The sequence below is a fragment of the Rhizobium sp. 768_B6_N1_8 genome (assembly GCF_051811225.1).
Classification (GTDB): domain Bacteria; phylum Pseudomonadota; class Alphaproteobacteria; order Rhizobiales; family Rhizobiaceae; genus Rhizobium.
This window is the reverse complement of the sequence record NZ_JBPWPV010000001.1, coordinates 615111-633545: the sequence shown is the minus strand read 5'-3', so window position 1 is coordinate 633545 and position 18435 is coordinate 615111. Positions and strand designations below refer to the sequence as shown.

At 60.7% G+C, this 18435-nt stretch carries 18 protein-coding genes; 8 read left to right on the top strand and 10 right to left on the bottom strand.

Going from position 1 to position 18435, the window contains the following annotated elements:
* Complete coding sequence (locus AB8B33_RS03140) at positions 1-597, bottom strand: dienelactone hydrolase family protein (protein WP_439014319.1); 597 nt, start codon at positions 595-597, stop codon at positions 1-3.
* Positions 598-707: 110 nt separating this feature from the next.
* Here AB8B33_RS03140 and AB8B33_RS03135 point away from each other — a divergent pair, with 110 nt between their 5' ends.
* The gene (locus AB8B33_RS03135) at positions 708-1679 is read left to right on the top strand and encodes a glycerophosphodiester phosphodiesterase family protein (protein WP_439014318.1); all 972 of its coding nucleotides are present in this window, start codon (positions 708-710) and stop codon (positions 1677-1679) included.
* Here AB8B33_RS03135 and AB8B33_RS03130 read toward each other — a convergent pair whose 3' ends face one another.
* Positions 1680-3977 (bottom strand): putative bifunctional diguanylate cyclase/phosphodiesterase, encoded by a 2298-nt coding sequence (locus tag AB8B33_RS03130; RefSeq protein ID WP_439014317.1) that lies wholly within the window; start codon positions 3975-3977, stop codon positions 1680-1682. It abuts the gene before it with no gap.
* A 225-nt stretch (positions 3978-4202) separates the two neighbouring features.
* Here AB8B33_RS03130 and AB8B33_RS03125 point away from each other — a divergent pair, with 225 nt between their 5' ends.
* Together AB8B33_RS03125 and AB8B33_RS03120 are read left to right on the top strand one after the other, a co-directional pair.
* On the top strand, positions 4203-5585 hold the full coding sequence (locus AB8B33_RS03125; protein ID WP_439014316.1) for a TIGR03808 family TAT-translocated repetitive protein: 1383 nt from the start codon (positions 4203-4205) through the stop codon (positions 5583-5585).
* Between the two features lie 96 nt (positions 5586-5681).
* On the top strand, positions 5682-6347 hold the full coding sequence (locus AB8B33_RS03120; protein ID WP_439014315.1) for a glutathione S-transferase family protein: 666 nt from the start codon (positions 5682-5684) through the stop codon (positions 6345-6347).
* Positions 6348-6350: 3 nt separating this feature from the next.
* Here the strand turns inward: AB8B33_RS03120 and AB8B33_RS03115 are convergent, their stop codons facing one another.
* Positions 6351-7247: a LysR substrate-binding domain-containing protein gene (locus AB8B33_RS03115; RefSeq protein WP_113323155.1), complete on the bottom strand. Its 897-nt coding sequence runs from the start codon at positions 7245-7247 to the stop codon at positions 6351-6353.
* Between the two features lie 171 nt (positions 7248-7418).
* Between AB8B33_RS03115 and AB8B33_RS03110 the strand changes: the two genes are divergently transcribed.
* Both AB8B33_RS03110 and AB8B33_RS03105 read left to right on the top strand, forming a co-directional pair.
* Positions 7419-7613, top strand: coding sequence for a hypothetical protein (locus AB8B33_RS03110; protein WP_113323154.1), 195 nt, complete (start codon positions 7419-7421; stop codon positions 7611-7613).
* A 42-nt stretch (positions 7614-7655) separates the two neighbouring features.
* Positions 7656-8009, top strand: coding sequence for an MmcQ/YjbR family DNA-binding protein (locus AB8B33_RS03105; RefSeq protein WP_439014314.1), 354 nt, complete (start codon positions 7656-7658; stop codon positions 8007-8009).
* On the opposite strand, the gene AB8B33_RS03100 is transcribed toward AB8B33_RS03105, so the two are convergent.
* Both AB8B33_RS03100 and AB8B33_RS03095 read right to left on the bottom strand, forming a co-directional pair.
* Positions 8006-8626, bottom strand: a complete 621-nt coding sequence (locus AB8B33_RS03100) for a glutathione S-transferase family protein (protein WP_439014313.1) — start codon at positions 8624-8626, stop codon at positions 8006-8008. The two genes, AB8B33_RS03105 and AB8B33_RS03100, sit on opposite strands and share 4 nt — an antisense overlap.
* Before the next feature lie 102 nt (positions 8627-8728).
* Entirely contained in the window at positions 8729-9085 is a 357-nt protein-coding gene (locus AB8B33_RS03095; RefSeq protein ID WP_439014312.1) for a DUF4406 domain-containing protein, read from the bottom strand.
* A gap of 123 nt (positions 9086-9208) precedes the next feature.
* Between AB8B33_RS03095 and AB8B33_RS03090 the strand changes: the two genes are divergently transcribed.
* Positions 9209-9964, top strand: a complete 756-nt coding sequence (locus AB8B33_RS03090) for a DeoR/GlpR family DNA-binding transcription regulator (RefSeq protein WP_439014311.1) — start codon at positions 9209-9211, stop codon at positions 9962-9964.
* Here the strand turns inward: AB8B33_RS03090 and AB8B33_RS03085 are convergent.
* Together AB8B33_RS03085 and AB8B33_RS03080 are read right to left on the bottom strand one after the other, a co-directional pair.
* On the bottom strand, positions 9939-10736 hold the full coding sequence (locus AB8B33_RS03085; RefSeq protein ID WP_439014310.1) for a hypothetical protein: 798 nt from the start codon (positions 10734-10736) through the stop codon (positions 9939-9941). The two genes, AB8B33_RS03090 and AB8B33_RS03085, sit on opposite strands and share 26 nt — an antisense overlap.
* A gap of 91 nt (positions 10737-10827) precedes the next feature.
* The gene (locus AB8B33_RS03080; protein WP_439014309.1) at positions 10828-11832 is read right to left on the bottom strand and encodes an asparaginase; all 1005 of its coding nucleotides are present in this window, start codon (positions 11830-11832) and stop codon (positions 10828-10830) included.
* Positions 11833-12029: 197 nt separating this feature from the next.
* Here AB8B33_RS03080 and AB8B33_RS03075 point away from each other — a divergent pair, with 197 nt between their 5' ends.
* Positions 12030-13256: an MFS transporter gene (locus AB8B33_RS03075; protein ID WP_439014308.1), complete on the top strand. Its 1227-nt coding sequence runs from the start codon at positions 12030-12032 to the stop codon at positions 13254-13256.
* Here the strand turns inward: AB8B33_RS03075 and AB8B33_RS03070 are convergent.
* Entirely contained in the window at positions 13243-13866 is a 624-nt protein-coding gene (locus tag AB8B33_RS03070) for a helix-turn-helix transcriptional regulator (protein WP_439017178.1), read from the bottom strand. The genes AB8B33_RS03075 and AB8B33_RS03070 overlap by 14 nt on opposite strands.
* A 106-nt stretch (positions 13867-13972) precedes the next feature.
* Between AB8B33_RS03070 and AB8B33_RS03065 the strand changes: the two genes are divergently transcribed.
* On the top strand, positions 13973-15430 hold the full coding sequence (locus tag AB8B33_RS03065; protein ID WP_439014307.1) for an MFS transporter: 1458 nt from the start codon (positions 13973-13975) through the stop codon (positions 15428-15430).
* 50 nt (positions 15431-15480) lie between these two features.
* On the opposite strand, the gene AB8B33_RS03060 is transcribed toward AB8B33_RS03065, so the two are convergent.
* Together AB8B33_RS03060 and AB8B33_RS03055 are read right to left on the bottom strand one after the other, a co-directional pair.
* Entirely contained in the window at positions 15481-16479 is a 999-nt protein-coding gene (locus AB8B33_RS03060; protein WP_439014306.1) for an NAD(P)H-quinone oxidoreductase, read from the bottom strand.
* Positions 16480-16557: 78 nt separating this feature from the next.
* Complete coding sequence (locus tag AB8B33_RS03055) at positions 16558-18363, bottom strand: GGDEF domain-containing protein (protein ID WP_439014305.1); 1806 nt, start codon at positions 18361-18363, stop codon at positions 16558-16560.
* Positions 18364-18435 lie beyond the last annotated feature (72 nt).

Below are 18435 nucleotides of genomic sequence, written 5' to 3'. Positions count from 1 at the left end.
TCAGAGCGCGGCGAGGAAAGCGTCGACGCGGCTCCAGGTGGCCTCCGCCGCCTTTGCATCGTAGTCAGGCAGCGACTGATCGGTATAGAGATGACCGACGCCGGGATAGAGGAAGACCTCCGGGCTGATATTTGCTCTCGCAGCATGCGCACGCCACGCCGCCATCTCGTCCGCCGGCGCGAACTCGTCGGGCTCTGCCAGATGGACCTGCAGAGGAATGCCTTCGCGCGCATTGGCCGGAATGTCTGCGATACCGTGCAGCAAGAGAATGCCGGTCGCTTGCGGTCGGCCCGGCCAGAGGCTTGCGGCGATGCCTGCGCCCATGGAGAAGCCGCCGAGGACGGCGGATGCCGGCAAGTCGGCGACCGCCTTTTCGGCGCGCCTGCAAAGTTCGGCCCAGCCAATCTCCTTGCGAATGGAGAACCCTTCCTCAAGCGTCTGCCCTACCCTGCCTCCGTAGAGATCGGGCGTTACGACCTGATGGCCCGCTGCGCGCAGAAGTTCCGCGGCACTTCGTTCAAGAGACCGAAATCCATAGACCGAATGAAAAAGTGCAATCGCCGCCATCGCTACCTCCCTGTTTTGCGGGGTCAACATAGGGTTTCTGCAACGTGAAGGCGAGCCTTTACCCATAAAAGCCGCAAATGAGCCAAAGAACCACCGGAATCGCTTTCTAGCCATTTGCCGAGGCACGACCGGAGGGGATGATGGGACGGAAGCTCACATATGCAGGCGTGGCGGTTCTCACCTTTGCCGCCGCAATTTATCTCAACAATACCAGCTTTTTAGCCGAACATCGCGAGGGCAAGCCACTGCTTCTGGCGCATCGCGGCGTCGCCCAGCGATTCGACGAGACGGATCTGAAGAACGATACTTGCACGGCCACGCGCATGCTGCCGCCGAAGCATGATTTTCTCGAGAACACGATTCGCTCCATGCGGGCGGGATTCGATGCCGGTGCCGACGTGGTGGAGATCGACGTGCATCCGACAACCGACGGGCAGTTCGCCGTCTTCCACGACTGGACGCTCGATTGCCGCACGGATGGGCATGGCGTCACGCGCCAACACTCGATGGCCGAGATGAAGACACTCGACATCGGTTACGGCTATACCGCCGATGGCGGCAAGAGTTTCCCCTTCCGTGGCAAAGGCATCGGTCAGATGCCGACCCTAGATGAGGTGTTTTCCACCTTCCCGGACAAACATCTGCTCATCAATGTCAAAAGCCGCGACCCCTCCGAAGGCGAAAAGCTGGCGGCCGTGCTGAATGGCCTGCCGGCTGAACGGCGCGCCAAGATCATCGTCTATGGAGGCGACGAACCAATCGATCGCATCAGGCAGCTGGCGCCCGATATCCGCACGGCTTCACGCGCCAGCCTGATGGGCTGCCTCACCGGCTATATCGGCTACGGTTGGACGGGCATTCTGCCTGATGATTGCAAGAATGTGATGATGCTGGTTCCGATCAATTATGCGCCATGGCTGTGGGGCTGGCCGGACAGGTTCCTCAAGCGCATGCAGGACGCAAATACGCAGGTCTTCGTCATCGGCCCCTATCACGGCGGCGGCTTCTCGACCGGTATCGACAATGCCGAACGCTTCGCACAACTGCCCGCCAATTATTCCGGCGGCATATGGACGAACGAGATCGAGACGATCGCCGATCTGGTTAAGTGATCAGGCGCCTCGCGCCAGCAGCATGACGACGATCTCTTCCGGCGCGACAGGCCTCGAGAAGCGATAGCCCTGCGCCTCCTCGCATCTGGCATGGCGCAGGAATTCCAGCTGCGCATCGGTTTCCACCCCTTCGGCGAGCACCGAGAGCTTCAAAGTCTGGGCGAGCGAAATGACGGCGGACGCAATGGCGACGGCGGTCTTATCCGCAGGCAATGCCTCGACCAATGAGCGGTCCATCTTCAACCTGTCGAAAGGAAAGGTTTTCAGTGCGGCAAGCGAGGAATAGCCGGAACCGAAATCATCGATCGACAGGCGGAGGCCGAGCGCACGCAGCGACAGCATGATGGCGAGCGCACGGGCGGCATCATGCATGATGACGCTTTCGGTCACCTCCAGCTCTAGCCAGCGCGCATCGAGCCTATGGCTATCGATCGCTTCGGCGACGTGGGAGGCGAAATCCGGATCGGCAAACTGCTTGGGCGAGACATTGACGGCAATGGTCAGTGGCGTCAGCCCCATGTCCTGCCAGGCGCGGGCCTGGCGACAGGCCTCATTCAGCACCCAGAGGCCGAGTGGCACGATGAGACCGGTTTCTTCCGCAAGCGGAATGAAATTGACGGGCGGTATCACGCCCTTCGTCGGGTGGTTCCAGCGCACCAGGGCTTCGAGGCCGGTGATGCGACCGGTAGCGACATCCACCTGCGGCTGGTAGAGCAGGAAAAGCTGATTGGCGATGATCGCCTGGCGCAGTTCCTCCTGTTCGCTGAGCGGCAGGTCGACGGAACTGCTGACGACGCCGTCGTGATATTGCAGCGTGTTCCGGCCGAGCTGCTTGGCACGGTACATGGCTCGGTCGGCATTGGCGAGCAACTCTTCAGGCGTCGCACCATCCCACGGGAAGGCTGCAATGCCGATGCTCGAGGTGACGGCGATCTCAGTAACCCCGGAGCGCACTGGCTTGGAAATCGCCTTCTGCAGGTCGCGCAGGCGCCGCGTGATGCCGGCATCGTGGCCGGACTGGTGGACGAGCACGACCAGGAATTCGTCGCCGCCGAGCCGCACGACCATATCAGAGGCGCGCACGCAGTTCGCCATGCGGGCAGCGGTCTCCTTGAGCACCTCGTCACCGGCGGCGTGGCCGCTCGTATCGTTGATCTCCTTGAAATTATCGAGATCGATATAGGCGACCGTGACCTTGCGGTTATTGCGCCGGGCCTGATCGAGAATCTTCGCCATGCGCTCCTTCAGGAAGGCGCGGTTCGGCAGGCCCGTAAGATCGTCGTGATGGGCCATGAAATGGATGCGGTCATCGACGCGTTTACGCTCGATGGCGATGCCGGCGATATGGGTGGCGAGCGCCACCAGCTTCATCTCGTGTTCAGTCGGGCGTCGCGTCTCCTTAGAATAAAGCGCGAAGGTGCCGAGCACATTCTTCTGCGAGGTGCAGATCGGCGTAGACCAGCAGGAGCGGAAGCCGAACTGGCTGACCATCGCCCGGAAATCCTCCCAGAGCGGATCGGCCATGACGTCCTCGACGATGATGGTTTCACCACGCCAGGCTGCCGTGCCACAGGAGCCCACCTTCGGGCCGATGGCAACACCGTCGATCATGCGGCTATAGGCGCCGGGCAAATTGGGAGCCGCGCCGTGGTAAAGCCGGGTGCCCTCGCTGTCGAGCAGCAGCACGGAACCGGAAATGCCGGTCATCTGGCGCTCGATCATCAGCACCAGCGCCTCCAGGATCATCGGCAGCGGTTCGTTGCGGGCGATCATTTCCAGCAGGTTCGCCTGGCCGCGATAGAGCTCCTCCTGCCGCTTGCGCTCGGTAATATCGCGGGACACACCGATGAGGCCGACAACCTCGCCGCGATCGTTGCGCAGCGGTATCTTGGAGGTCAGGCGACACATGATGCCGCCATCCGGCAGCGGCACGAGCTCTTCCATGTCGATGCGGGGCTCGCCGCTCGACATGATCTCCTGCTCGACATCGAAATACCGGCGGGCCGTCTCAAAATCGAACAGGTCGAAGTCGCGCTTGCCGGCGACCTCGGCAGCGTTCTCCAGCCCGTGGCTGCGCGCCATGACAGCGTTGGCGAAGACGAAGCGGCCGTCGCGGTCCTTGACGTAAAGAAAATCAGGAAGCTCGTGGACAATCGCCTTGAGGCGGAGGTTCTCTATGCCTTCGGAAAGATGATGGGCAGTCGCCGCCATCATTGCCTCCGTGGCGGCTACGATACGTTGTGTCTCGGCACTGAAGTTATCACCAGATTCCCAACGTCGGGCACCCATTCCATTCATGACGCTGTTCTCTCCCGGTAACCGCAGGCTTTTCCACAATAGTCATAATTGAAACCGCTTTCTAAAATAGCGAGCATTTCCTTCGGGGTGTTTAAATGGAAAGGTGAACAAGACGACAATATTAGGGAGGTTGCGTTTGCTACTCGACCGATGGTTCTTCTTTTTCTGCGGGTATGTGTCGAAAAGAAACATTTCTGCTGGCATGAATCCTGCGTGGACACCGCTATGAAGAAGGATTTCAGCAAAGTCTCCCGACGGGATATACTTGGCGTGCTGGCGGCCTCTGCAGCGGCCATGGCGGCGCCGCGCGCGTTTGCAGCTCCGCTCAGTGCGGAGCAGCCCGACATGCGCGGCTCGATCGATGCGGTGCAGTACCGCGCCATTCCCGAAAGCGGCGACAAGAAAAACCGCAACCTGCAGCAGATGATCGAGAAAGCGGCGCGTGAGAATGTGCCGGTCTTTCTGCCGCCTGGCACCTATCGCATCTCCAACCTGACGTTGCCGGACAATACGCGCATATCAGGCGTGCCCGGTGCGACGCGGATCGTCTATAGCGGGGAAGGCCACCTCTTTGCAGCTGACAATGTCGGCCGTATCGAGCTTTCCAACCTCGTGATCGACGGATCAAACCGTTGGCTTGCGGACTACGCCGGCGCCCTCGTCCAGTTCACCGGTGTCGGTGAGGCGCTGATTGACAATTGTGAGATCGTCGGCAGCCGCAAGCACGCGCTGCAGCTCGAGCGCTGCGGCGGGCGGATCGAGCGCAGCAAGATCTCCGGCGCAGGGCAGTCCGGCATTTATGCCGTGGAATCTGCGGGGCTTTCGATATCAGGCAACACGGTTTCGGACTGCGGCAATGGCGGCATTCTGGTGCATCGCTGGAAGAAGGCGGACGATGGCACGGTCGTTTCGGGGAACCGTGTTTTCAATATCCGTGCCAATGACGGCGGCACCGGTGAAAACGGCAACGGCATCAATATCTTCCGCGCCGATGGCGTGACGGTGACCGATAACCAGATCTCCGACTGCGCCTTTACCGCAGTTCGCGTCAATTCCGGCTCCAACATCCTGATCAGCAACAACCAGTGCCGCCGCTCCGGCGAGACGGCAATCTATGTGGAGTTCGAATTCGTCGGCGCGGTCGTGTCAGGCAACGTGATCGACGGGGCGGCAAACGGCATATCGATTGCCAATTTCGACCAGGGCGGCAGGCTGGCAAGTGTGACGGGCAACATCATCCGCAACCTGACGCTCAAAGGGCCCTACAAACACGAGGTCGGCTTCGGTATCGGCATTGCGGCGGAGGCCGATACGCTGGTGTCAGGCAATGTCATCGAGGATGCGCCGCGCTGGGGGCTGCAGATCGGATGGGGTCCTTATCTGCGCAATGTCGTCGTCAACGGCAATGTCGTGCGCAAGTCCCCGGTCGGCTGCGCGGTCTCGGTTGCCGAAGGTGCAGGTTCAGCCGTCATCACCGACAACATCTTCCAGGAGATGGGCAAGGGCGCAGTGCTAGGCTTCGAGTGGGAGAAACAGGTCTCGGATGAACTTGCGGACGATAGCTCCCGCTACGGACAACTGACCGTCGGCCGGAACCGGATTTCCTGAGCGCTATCAAAAGCTTTCATCAACATATCATCCGCAGGTGCTTTCTTCACGCCTGAGCTGGCTTTAGGGTCGGCGCGAAACGGAAGGGGACATGCCATGCTGACAATCTACGGGGTTTATCGCTCGCGTGCCGCACGCGTTTACTGGATGGCCGAGGAGCTGGGGATCGAATTCCAGTCGGTGCCGGTGCTGCAGGCCAAGCGGCTTGACAACCCCCTCTCGCCGGACGCGCCTGTCAACACGCTCTCGCCGGAATTCCTTGCGCTCAATCCGATGGCGCTGATCCCGGCCATAAAGGATGGCGATCTCGTGCTGAACGAGTCTCTGGCGATCAACCTCTACCTTGCACGCAAGTATGGTGGCGACCTCGGCGGCAACACCGTCGAAGAAGACGGTTTGATGACGATGTGGACGATCTGGGCGGTTTCCGAGCTCGACGGCAACACCGGCAAGATCGTTTCGACCTATGATGACGGCAAGGAAAACACCGAAGCGGGGCGCGCGGTGATCGATGTCGCCTGCCGTACCATGAAGCGTCCGCTTTCGGTTCTCGAAAAGCATCTTGACGGCAAGGACTGGATCGTCGGCGGGCGCTTCACGGTCGTCGACCTCAACATCGCGGAAGTGCTGCGTTACGCCCAGAGCGAAGCCTCGCTCTTCGAGGCACATCCGAATATTGATGCCTGGATCAAGCGTTGCCAGGCGCGGCCGGCCTATCTGGAGATGCAGCGCAAGCGCTCGCTGGAGCCGATCGAGATTTGAGGATCAGCCGAATATCGCGGCCGTTTCAGCCATTTCCTCGCGGATCCAGGCCTTGAAGTCGCGTACCTTCTTCGGCTCGCGGCCGCCTTCGGCACTCACGAAATAATAGCCGTCGCCTGTATTGGCGCGGATGCCGAAGGGTGCGACCAGCCGGCCTTCCTGCAACGAAAAGCCCGCAAGCGTCTGCCAGGCAAGCATCACGCCCTGACCGGCAATCGCCGCATCGAGGCAAAGCGAGGCATCGTTGAAGCTGTGGCGTATGGCAGGCGGAGCGCCTGAAAGCCCCGCTGCCTGCATCCAGACATCCCATGTGAACATGGCATGGGCATCGATGACAGCCGGGAGTTTCAGGATATCGGCCGGCTTCTTCAGTTTCGCGGCCATCTCGGGAGAGCAGACGGGAAACACCAGCTGATCCAGGAGATGCTCGACCTTCACGCCCGGCCAATGGCCCTTTCCGACGCGGATGGCGACATCGATATCGGAGGCGGCCAGATTGACGAGCTTGGTGGTCGCGTCGAGGCGCAGGTTGATTTCCGGGTGGCGCTCCATGAAACGGTCCAGCCGGCAGACCAGCCAGCGGGCGGCGAGAACCGGGGCCACCGAAATGGTCAGGATACATTCGTCCTTGCGCTGCGCCATCGAGACGGCTTCCGCAAGACGGAGGAAACCTTCGTTCAGGGCGGCAAGAACGGGAGCACCTGCTTCCGTCACCAACATGCCCTTCGGCGTGCGTTCAAACAGCAGCCGACCAAGCTGGGCTTCGGCCTTGATGACCTGCTGACTGACGGCGCCGACGGAAACGCCAAGCTCATCCGCCGCCGCCTGAAGCGATCCGAGCCGGCCGACGGCTTCCAGCGCGCGAAGGCCGTTGAGATGCACGGAGTTGAGATTTCTCATATAGTTTTCCTACAGTAGGAAACCGGTAATCTCAATTGAAAAGCAGGCGCTCGCCGCCGATATTGGCATCATAAGACGATAATCTTCACAGCACAGCAAGATGCAAAGCGCCGGCGCAATCGAAATCCCTTGTGCCGAAAGCTGAGCCGAGCCTCAGAAAGCGAGAGCAAGATGTCATTGCTGAAGTTTTTCTTAAGCCAATCGGACCCTGCCGCCAGAGTTTCGCAAAGCGAATATGATGGAGATGAAGATCTTCTCGATCATCCCGACATCGCCTCCATGTCGCAGCGGGAGCTTGCGGACCTGCCTCTGCCGATACCCGCGCCCAAACGCCCTCTGCAACGACAACTAGAGAAATGCACTTGAATATATGATAGGTTTCCGCCGGGAACATTCAGGGCGGACAAGATGACCGAGAGCGTGAACAGCATTCTGGCGCGGTTAAAGCGGCTGGCAAAGGAGGCGGGCCTCCCCGGCATTGAGGAAAGTACGTCCTATGGCAACCTGGCGCTGAAGGTCGGGGGCAAAAGTTTCGTCGCGGTCAAGAACGACGAAACGGTGGTCATCTCGATCCCGATCGACCACAAGGAGCACCTGTTGACGATGGCGCCCGACATCTACTTTCAGACGAACCATTATGTCGGCTGGCCGCATCTGCCGGTCCGCATCGCAGCTATCGGCGACGATGAACTCAAGCAGCGGCTGATCGACGCCTGGACCTACCGGGCGTCGAAGAAGCTGATTTCAGCCTATCGCGCTTAGGCTTTTTCGCGCGCCAGCGCACGCTGAACAGCAGGACGCTCCAGCATGCGGGCGTGATGCTCGCTGATCTTGGGGAAGCGCGCGGGATCGACGCCATCGGATGGCAGCCAGCCGGTCATGACGAAGAGATAGGGATCGGCGACCGTATAGCTGTCACCCATCACCCATGGCCCCTTGAACATGGTTGCCTCGATCAGCTCGAAGCTTTCGCCCATGGTCTGCGGCACCTTGGCCTTCATGGATTCCAGCGCGGCTTCATCATCGGCCCAGCGGGAGCCGCGCGGGCGGTGGGCGTGGTTCACATGCACGGTGGAAGAGATATATCCGTTGAAAGCCTGCAGCCGGGCAAACTCGAACGGGTCGTCCAGCGGGGCGAGCTTGGCGGCGGGCGCCATCTGGGCGATATAGGCGAGGATCGCCGTCGACTCTGTCAGCACGCCGCGATCGGTGGCGAGCGCGGGAACGCGGCCCTTCGGATTGATCTTCAGATAGGCTTCCGAGCGCTGCTCGTTCTCCCGCGTATTGATCTTCCTCGTATCAAAGGAAAGGCCGGATTCCTCCAGCGTAATCAGGCTTGCAAGCGCGCAGGTTCCCGGTGCGAAATAGAGTGTGAGCATGGTGAGACTCCCCTTTCGGGGAGCCTTATAGCGCGAGTTTCAGGGCCAGCGAAAGACACCGCGATGTGTTCCTTCTCCGCGCCGGAAAGAATGGGCAACGCCTCAAGCGCAACCCGGAACGTCCTCCAGCCGGTACCAGACGGGAATGCCACGCTCGGTGGCGATGCGCACGTCATTATCGGCACCCTTGGAGTCGCCCGGCAGGCGCAGCACGCCTTCGCAAAGCTGCAGCAGGCGGCCGGCGACAGGATGAAATATCTCCTCGTAGAGATCGTCACCCACCGACTTGCCGCCGGCGGCATGCCAGACCGGCAAGGCCACCCATTCGCCGATCATCGGCACATGGCCAGCTTTGAAGAGCGCGTGCGACGGCGCCTCGAGGCGCTTGAGATTGGCAGCCATCTTTGCCGGGTCATCGCCCGTTCCGGACCTGTAGGGCCCGGCAATCAAAATCAACATGATCTACTCCATCAACTCCCGGCCTCATGCACGGGATTTCGCGAAAATGCACGATATTTCTTGAATGTCGAGTCAATTCGTGCATATTCACGATGTTTCGTAAATTATCGTGCAGGAGCATTCATGCTGACCAGCCAACGCAAGGCCCTCATCCTCGACATCCTGCGCCGCGACGGGCAGGTCATCGCCAAGCGCGTGGCGGAGGATTTCGAGCTCTCGGAGGATACGATCCGCCGCGATCTGCGGGAGATGGCTGCGGAAGGGCTGCTGAAGCGCGTGCATGGCGGGGCCTTGCCCATTGCCCCTGAGCTGCCCGACTTCACGGCCCGCCGCGACGTCGCTTCCGACATCAAGGCGCGGCTCGGCGCGAGGGCGGCGCAGATGGTGAAGGCCGGGCAGATGGTATTTCTCGACGGCGGCACGACCACGGCAGAAATTGCCCGTCACCTGCCGCGCGACATTGCCTTCACGATCGCCACCCACAGCCCGACGATCGCCGCCGAGCTGGAACATCACCCGACGGCCGAGGTGATCCTCTGCGGCGGCAGGCTCTACAAGCATTCCATGGTGGCGACAGGCGCGGTCGCGATGGCGACGATCTCCGCTCTGCGGCCGGATATCTTCTTCCTCGGGGTGACGGCCGCTCATCCTGTGCACGGATTTTCGACCGGGGATTTCGAGGAGGCGGCAATCAAACGGCATATCGCCCGATGTTCGGCGGAAACGCACGTGCTGCTGACAGCGGAAAAATTCGATCTCGTTTCGCCCTGCACGGTGCTTGCCGCAGGCGAAGTGGCGGGGCTGATCGTGCCCCCAGAAATGCCGGCGGAACGGCTTCAGCCCTATGCGGATCTCAATGTCGCAATTGCCGCAGCTTGACCCGCTTGCGGCGGAGCGGAGGAACAACTCCCGGCGGCAGGAGGCTGAGGAGCAGCGCGGCGATAAAAACCACAAGCACGAAAATACCGGTCAGGACATTGCCTAGCCCAAGCGTCAGCGCCTCCTGCAGGCGTGGCTGGGCATTCGCAATGATGGCCGCGAGCGCCGGCATGCCTAGAAACTTAGCCACCATCGATGAGAGCCAATTCATTTCAGAGGCGGCGGCGAGAGCGCCATAGAGGGCAGCGGCATAAACAATCCCGCGCAGGATAGCGGAGGCGCCGAAGGGCCTGGTGTCATCGACCTCGAAGGGAATGGCAAGATAGGCAAGCAGGGAGGCGAGAAACAGGAAAGCAAGCGGAAGTGCTCCAGATATCGCGGCCCATTGCAGGCGTTCGCCGGTTGCGATGAACAGCAGGAAGGGCGTGGAGGCCATAAACCACAGGGCTGCCGGCAGCCCCCAAAGCCGCAGAAGCGAGAGGTAGCTCAGCCGCAGCATCGCAGCGCCAAACAGAATGCCGATCGCGGTCCAGACGCCTGCAGTTTTCAGCGTACCGGCCATGAATTGCACCACCGGCATGCAGGAGCCGGCCATCTCCACACAATTGGAGAGCTGCACCGCAAGCCAGGTGAAGTAATCGAAGCAGATCGTAAGGAACATCAGGAGGGTGATGCCTGTCATCATCCACCACAAATAGCGGCCTGCGAACATGTTCTGCCCTCGCAGCTTCGGAGGAACCGTATTCACACGCTCCGTCACGGCGAGAGACATGACCGATCGCCGGACGCGCCTCCATTTATATTAGGCAATTCTTATTTTTTTATAACTTATATATCTAACAATGCAGCGATCGGGGCAGCGATCAGGCAAAGGCGCCTGTCACCCTGACATCGCCGACATGGATGCCGTTCCAGTTGTGCATCGATTTATTTGCCAGAGCGGTCAGCGCAGCATGTTCCTTGCCGCCCTTCTCGAAGTAGCGGGCAAGTGTCGCCGCAACCATGGCTTCGGCAGCGCGGGTGGTGCCGTCATCACACTTCAATGCGATCGCAATGCCCTGTTCCGGGATGGCAGCGCAGAAGACGCCTTCCGCGCCCGTCTTGCAAAAGATCCGGCCGGGGGCGATCTGCATCAGTATCGTGCAGGCGCGGCCGGTGCCGGCCACATAGAAGGGCTCGGCCATGCAGGCTTCGATCAGGCGGCGGGATGCCTTGGCGCGCAGAGGCTCCAGGCCGTTGCCGGTCGCCATCTTCGCAAAGCCATGAGCGAGCGCCTTAAGCGGCACGGCGTAAGTCGGAATGGAGCAGCCGTCGGTGCCGCAGACGTCATGACCGAGTGCGGCGCCCGTGAGGTTTTCCATGGCGTCACGGATCTGCTGCTGCAGCTGATGGTCGTAGCCGACATAACCCTTGCTATCGATGCCCTGATGGCAGCAGACGCAAACGAAGCCGGAATGTTTGCCGGAGCAATTGTTGTGAAGCGCGGTGGGCTTCTGCAGCGTGCGCGCTTGGTGGATCAACGTCTTCTGGTCCGAGGACCAGTGCGCGCCACATTCCAGCGCCTCCACGTCACGGCCGGCACGCGAGAGCATGGAGGCGGCAAGCGCCACATGCTCATCCTCGCCGCTATGCGAGGAGCAGGCGAGCGCCAACTCCTTGTTGCCGAAGCCGTAGGCATCCGCCGCACCGCTTTCGACCAGCGGCAGGGCCTGCATGGCCTTGCAGGCCGAGCGCGGGAAGACATTTGCCGCGATATCGCCGAGCGAAAAGGCGACACGGCCATCGCCATCCACGACCGCAACCGAACCGCTGTGGCGGCTTTCGACAAGCGAGCCCCTGGTGACTTCGACGAGGATGGGATTGGACATGGGCAAGAATCCAGATTGTGGGCAAGGAGACTGCAGGCATAGCCTCTCACTCTCTGAAAGCCAATGGAATTTGCGCCATATGCCGGCCGATCACAGCATCTAAACAGCCATCACACGAAGTGACTGTTGGTGCGGCAAACTATCGTTTTCCGTGCAGGCGCGATGGGGCTAAAGGTTGTGTGTCAGGACTCATACTCATGCCATCCTCATTTTCTTCCATCATCCGCGACAGCCGCATCCGCATTCCAACCGTCACGCTGGTGGCGCTCGCCTTCACCTACGCCTCCACGGTTCCCTACCAGTCGATTATCGGCATCAGCGAACTTGGAATGAGTGACGGCGCCTATTCGGCGCTGGTCTTCTTTGCTGCCGTCGTCAATGTCGCGATCAGCCTGACGCTCGGCATATGGTCGGACAGGCTGACGGAAAGACGGCCACTGGTGCTTGCGCTTTCCATTGCCGGTATCATCGGCTTCGGATCGATCGCGGTCATCCACAGTCCCGCGATCTTCATCTTCTCGGTGCTGTTCCTGGTGCCGATGAGCAATTCCACCTATTCGTTGCTCTTTGCCAGCGTGCGGGCGCGCACCAATCAGCTGGCCCGTAGTGAAGCGGTCGCCATCACCTCGACGGTGCGCGCGCTCTATTCCGGTTCCTGGGCGGTGGCGCCGGGGCTGGTCGGGCTTGCTCTGGTCACTTCGCCCTCGATGAGGCCGGCTTATGGGGTGGCGGCGGTGGCAAGCCTCATCTGCTTCTGCCTCTATTTCTTCTTCGCGCCCGGCAACGGCCCGGTGCGCGAGACGATCCCCAACCAGCCGGGCTTCTTCGCCTCACTGAAGCGAGTCTTTGCGCCCGATGTTTTCATCCGCGTCTTCGTCATGTCTCTGCTGCTCGGCCTGCAGCGGCTGAACGGCATGGTTTCGCCGCTCATCGTCGTGCACTCGATCGGCGGCAGCGTCGTTGACGTCGGCTTTCTCTCGGGCCTGACGGCCTTTCTCGAAATGCCCTTCATGATGATGTGGGGCCTGGTACAGCGGCGCTTCCATACCGTGCATGTATTGGCATTAGGCACGGTGCTCTACTGTCTCTATCTGGTGCTGCTAGGCTTTGCGACCGCGCCCTGGCAGCTCTATGCGCTGCTCGGTCTCAACGCCTGCGGGGCGGCTGCCATCCTCAGCCTGCCGATCACCTATCTGCAAGACCTTATCGCCGATCGCCCGGGCCTCGGCAGCTCACTGATCTCGCTCAACACCTTCATCGGCATCGGCGTCGCCGCAGGTGTTTTTGCCCTTGGAACAGCGGTGACGGACTATTCCGGCACGGCTTTCGTCGGCGCCGCTGTCGGCATCGTCGCCATTGTGATCCTGCTTTATCTGGAAAGCGGCAGCCGCATGCGCCAGCCGGCCCAAATTACCTTGGAGTAATGCGATAAGCGCAGCGGCGCGCGCCGAGCAGGATATGCTCGCTACGCTCGACATTGGCCGAGAGCACGCTGCGGAAAGTTTCGAGTTCGGAACGGCAGAAGCCGGCGCAGACCGTCGCCGCAGCGCAGATCGGACAATGGTTTTCGACCAGCATCAATGATCCATCGTCCTCCTGCCAGCTATCGGCCATATAGCCCTCACGGCTGCGGATGGCGGCCAACCCCTCGACGCGGGCGGCCAGATCCGACCTGTCTGAGAGTTCGGCGCGATAGCGCTGCAGCGTTTCGTTTTCGCGGGCGGCGATGACGGTATCCAGCGCGGCGGGGCCGAGTTGCGCGACAACAGTCGTCAGCAGGGTCGCCGTCAGTTCTGCATGGCCATCCGGGAAATGGCTGTTACCCTCAGCCGTCAGGTGCCAGAGCTGCCTCGGACGTCCCCTGCCCTTGGGGGCGACCGTTGCGGGTTCCACAAGTCCCTCTTCCGCCATTTTGGCAAGCTGCTGACGGGCGGCCTCACCTGATATGCTGAGCGCATCGCCGACCGCAGCGGCAAGCTGCGGCCCTTCGGTCTTCAACAGGATCAGGATGCGGTTGACAGGAGACTGGCGCATAATTTTCCAAGCTACCTCTTGTTTTAATCCGATGCTCATGCAATTTTCCAATTCATAACTTGGAAAATAAAATAATAACGGGCCAGGAAAAACGCAAGGATTCATCATGTCCGAGACCGCCTTGGAGCCATCAGGCTCTTCAACTTCTGTCTTCCAGTTGTTTTCCCCTGCGCTGCTGCCGGCGACATTGATGCTTGGCGGCGGCATGACGATCTCTGCCGTCGAAAGCTACATCACGGCGACGATCGCGCCGAGCATCGTGCGCGATGTCGGCGGGCTGGAACTTTTCTCACTGGTGACGACGCTTTATATCGCCGCGACCATACTGGGTTCGATCTTCATGGCGATGCGGCCGAGGAATATCGGGCTGCGCAGAGTCTACGTGATCGCGGCAGTGATCTTCGGCGTCGGCAGCCTGCTTTGCGCTGCAGCCCCCTCGATGCCTGTCGTGCTGATCGGTCGAACGGTGCAGGGTTTCGGCACCGGTGCGCTCGCCGCCCTCTGTTACGCCTTCATTCGCTTCGTCTATCCCGAACCGCTCTGGCCGAAGGCGTCAACGCTCTATGCGGCGATCTGGGGGGTGTCGACCGTCATTGGCCCGACGCTTGGCGGCTTCTTCGCGCATGACGGCGCCTGGCGCTACGCCTTTGCCGTGCTCGTCCCGCTCAGTGTGTTGATGGCAGTGCTGGCGCCGCGGCTTTTGCCGCAGGCCGAGGACGACCGCGAACAGGCAAAGATGCCTGTCGCGCAGATCTGCCTGCTGCTCGGGGCAGTGCTGCTGGTCAGCACCGCAGGGACGACCGAGATGACGACAGCCAAGATCGGGCTGATCGCCGTTTCGGTCGTGGCCGTCGGCGTCATGCTCGTTTTGGAACGCAAGGGAAACTACCGGCTGCTGCCGTTAGGCGCGGTGACGCTGAGCCAGCCGATATCACGGGTCTATCTGACAATGATCGGCCTCAACTTCGTTCTCGTCAGCGATATCTTCATTCCCTATTTCCTGCAGGTTCTGCACGGGATAACGCCGCTGATTTCAGGCTATCTGGTGGCTCTCGTCGCCCTCGGCTGGACGGTGGCCGCCTTCTTCAGCGGCTCCTTCTCCGGCAGGAAAGCCAACGCCGCGATCGTTGCGGGCTGTGCAACCGAAGCCGCAGCGACAGCCGTGCTTGCCGTCTTCCTTGCCCGCGAGAACCCTGAAGCGCAGCTTATCATCCTTGGACCGGCAGCAGTCGCCATGTTCATGATGGGTTTTGGTGTCGGCCTCGGCTGGGCGCATCTCGTCGCCAAGGTGCTGAAGCTGGTAGCCGACAGCGAGCAGGACAAGGCTTCGGCAGCCATTCCGACGATGAGCTCGCTCGGTAGCGCCTTCGGAGCGGCCTTTGCCGGCGTCATCGCCAACGGCGCGGGACTGGTCGACCCGGGCGGCATTGCGGGCGCGCTTTCGGCGGCGAGCTGGCTCTATGTGATCATGGCCTTGCCGGGACTGATCGCCGTCGGCGCGGCGCTGTCGCTTACAGCATCGGCCCGAAAATCGGAATCGATTTTCGGAAAGCCTGATGCGTAAATTCAAAGAGTTAGAGCGTGTTTTGTGCGTCCGAACGGACGTACGGCGCTTTAGCCGAGTTTCAGCATGATCTTGCCGATGTGGTTGCTGCTTTCCATCAGCCGATGAGCAGCTACCACGTCTTCAAAGGCAAAGGTCTCATAGATGACGGGCGCGACCGTTCCGGCTTCCAGAAGCGGCCAGACCTCGGACAGGAGATCGTCACGGATCGCCCGCTTCTCCTCCGCCGTGCGCGGGCGCATGGTGGAGCCCGTCACCGTCAGGCGCTTGACCATGATCGGGGTAAGGTTGACCTTTTCGGCGACCGCGCCCTGCAGAAAGGCGATGATGGAGAGGCAGCCATCTTTCGCCAGCGAGGCGATGTTCTTCTCGAAATAGGCCGCACCGATCATGTCGAGGACGATATCGACGCCGTGGCCGGTCTCTTCCTTGATGATGGCTGCGAAATCCTCTTGCCGGTAGTTGATGGCGCGCTTGGCGCCTAGCTTCTCGCAGGCCTCGCATTTTTCCTTCGAGCCGGCGGTCGCATAGACCTCCGCGCCGAAAGCCTTGGCGAGCTGGATAGCGGTCGTGCCGATGCCGCTGGAGCCGCCATGGATCAGCACTTTCTCGCCTTCCGTCAGGCCTGCCATCTGGAAGAGGTTCGCCCAGACGGTGAAAAAGGTCTCCGGAAGAGCTGCAGCCTTCACTGCATCATAACCCCTGGGGAAAGGCAGCACCTGACCGGCCGGCAGAAGGCAATATTCGGCATAGGCGCCGCCATTGGCGAGGCCACAGACCTTGCCGCCCAGCGAATAGCCGGTCACGCCGGGGCCGATCGCGACGACCTCGCCCGCGAGTTCCAGGCCGAGAATGGGGCTCGCATCCTTCGGCGGCGGATAGCTGCCCTGGCGCTGGGAAATATCGGGGCGGTTGACGCCGACCGCTTCGGTACGGACGAGGATCTGACCTTCGCCGGGCATCGGCACCGGTCCATTTGCAATGACCATCGCCTCCGGCCCGCCAAAAGACGGCAGATCCACAAAACGCATATGCGACGGCAACGACATGGCCCGGCTCTCCCTATTCCGAAGCATTGGAGATAATTCAGGGTCTGGGGCTTGGGAAGGCCGGAAGTGCCAGAGGCGTCAATTCGCCTCGCCTAACGCATGGAATATGAGGCCTTCGTCGCTCTCCTTGGCGCTCGACTTCACCTGGGCGATCTCGGCGCTGACGCGATTGATATCGTCGATGACGAGACCTTCCGGCAGTTCGAGAACACCGATCGAGCAGCGCATCAGCGGGAAGAAGGCTTCCGCGCCGGCGCGATCGTGACCGTGGATACGGCCGGCAGCACGGTCCTCGTCCGAATAGAGATCGAGCACGTCATCGTGGAAATCGCTGATGAGACGATCGAGGATTTCCGTCAGTTCCTCCTTCGTCCAGCCGACGACACCGACGAAGAAATCGTCGCCGCCGACATGGCCGAGGAAGTGACGCTCGGCAAAGAAGTAACGGCGCATCAGCGCGGCGAAGAGCGAGATCGCATGGTCGCCGAGATGAAAGCCGTAGGCATCGTTGAAGGGCTTGAAATTATCGAAGTCGCAATAGCAGAAGTGGCGCACTTCATCGCCGTCGCGTCCGGAATGGCGCATGAAATCCCGGATGGCACGGTTGCCTGGCAAGCCAGTCAGCGGATTCTGGTCCTGTGCCGTCTTCAGCTGCTTCTCATTGATGACCTTGATCAGCGAGGCGGCGGAGACGACGCCGGCGTAGCGCATGTTGTCGGTGAGGATCAGGCAGTTGCTGCCTTCCATATTGGCGAAGATCACCATGAGCTGATCAGCATCGCTGTCGAGGCCGACGATCGGCGCGCGCTCGACGAAATGCGAGATGGTGCGCTCATAGTCCTTGTTCTTCAGAAGGTCGCGGCCAAAGGGCTGATAGATATATTCCTTGAGGTGATGCTCGTGAATGATGCCGCGCGGCTCGCCATTGGCATTGAGAACCGGGAAATAGGCCTGGCGCGGATTGCGGCGGAACAGTTCAAAGACCGTATCAATACCATCGCTCTCATAGACGGTCGGCAGCATTTCGATCTGCTTGCGGATGAGGATTTCGTCGAGCGACTGGCTGTTACCCTTGTTCTTGCCGAGTTCCTGCAGGTGCGGGAAGGCAGGCACGAGTTCGGAGAGATGCGTCGACGGGCGCGAGATGAACCAACCCTGCACGAGGTCCACGCCATAATCGCGGCAGACGATGAATTCGGCTTCCGTCTCGATGCCCTCGGCGATCACACGGGTGCCGAGCACGTGGGCCATGTTGACGATGCTCTTCAGCAGGTGGCGCTTGCGCGGGCTGCGGTCGATATCGGCAACGAAATGGCGGTCGATCTTCAGGTAATCGACGGAATAGTCGCAGAGCAGCTTCATTTCGCCATGACCGACGCCGAAATCGTCGATCGCCAGCTTGAAGCCGGCCTTGCGCAGGCGCGACACGAGATCGGCGAATTCGGGTACGCTGGTATTGTCGAAGCGCTCGGAAAACTCGAAACAGACGGAGGACGGCGGGATATTCGCCGTTTTCAGCTGCAACAGCAGGCTCTCGACAAGACGATTGCCATGCGGGATGAGGCGAACGTCGAGATTGAGGAAAAGCGTGGCCGTCGCGAAGTTCGAGAGCGTCGAGAATTTGGCGAGCGCGCGGTTCGCGACCATCTGCTCAAGCTGCAGGAGCTGGCCGGTCTCATGGGCTTCGTCGAGGATTTCGATCGGCGTTTCGAAGCCGATACGCTCCTGCCCGCGCATGAGGGATTCATAACCGAAGACCGTGCCGGTACCGGCTTCGACAATCGGCTGAAACGCGTTTTCAACGACAAGTTTGGCGAGGGTAACGATCTGATCGCTGGCATAACGACGCACGACACCCGGTTCGACGCTGGCAGCCAAAGACATGCCAATCTCCACTGTGACCTTTTCTTTTTCGGCCGGACAATGGAGCAGAAGGGTCAACGAACCCTTTCCTCA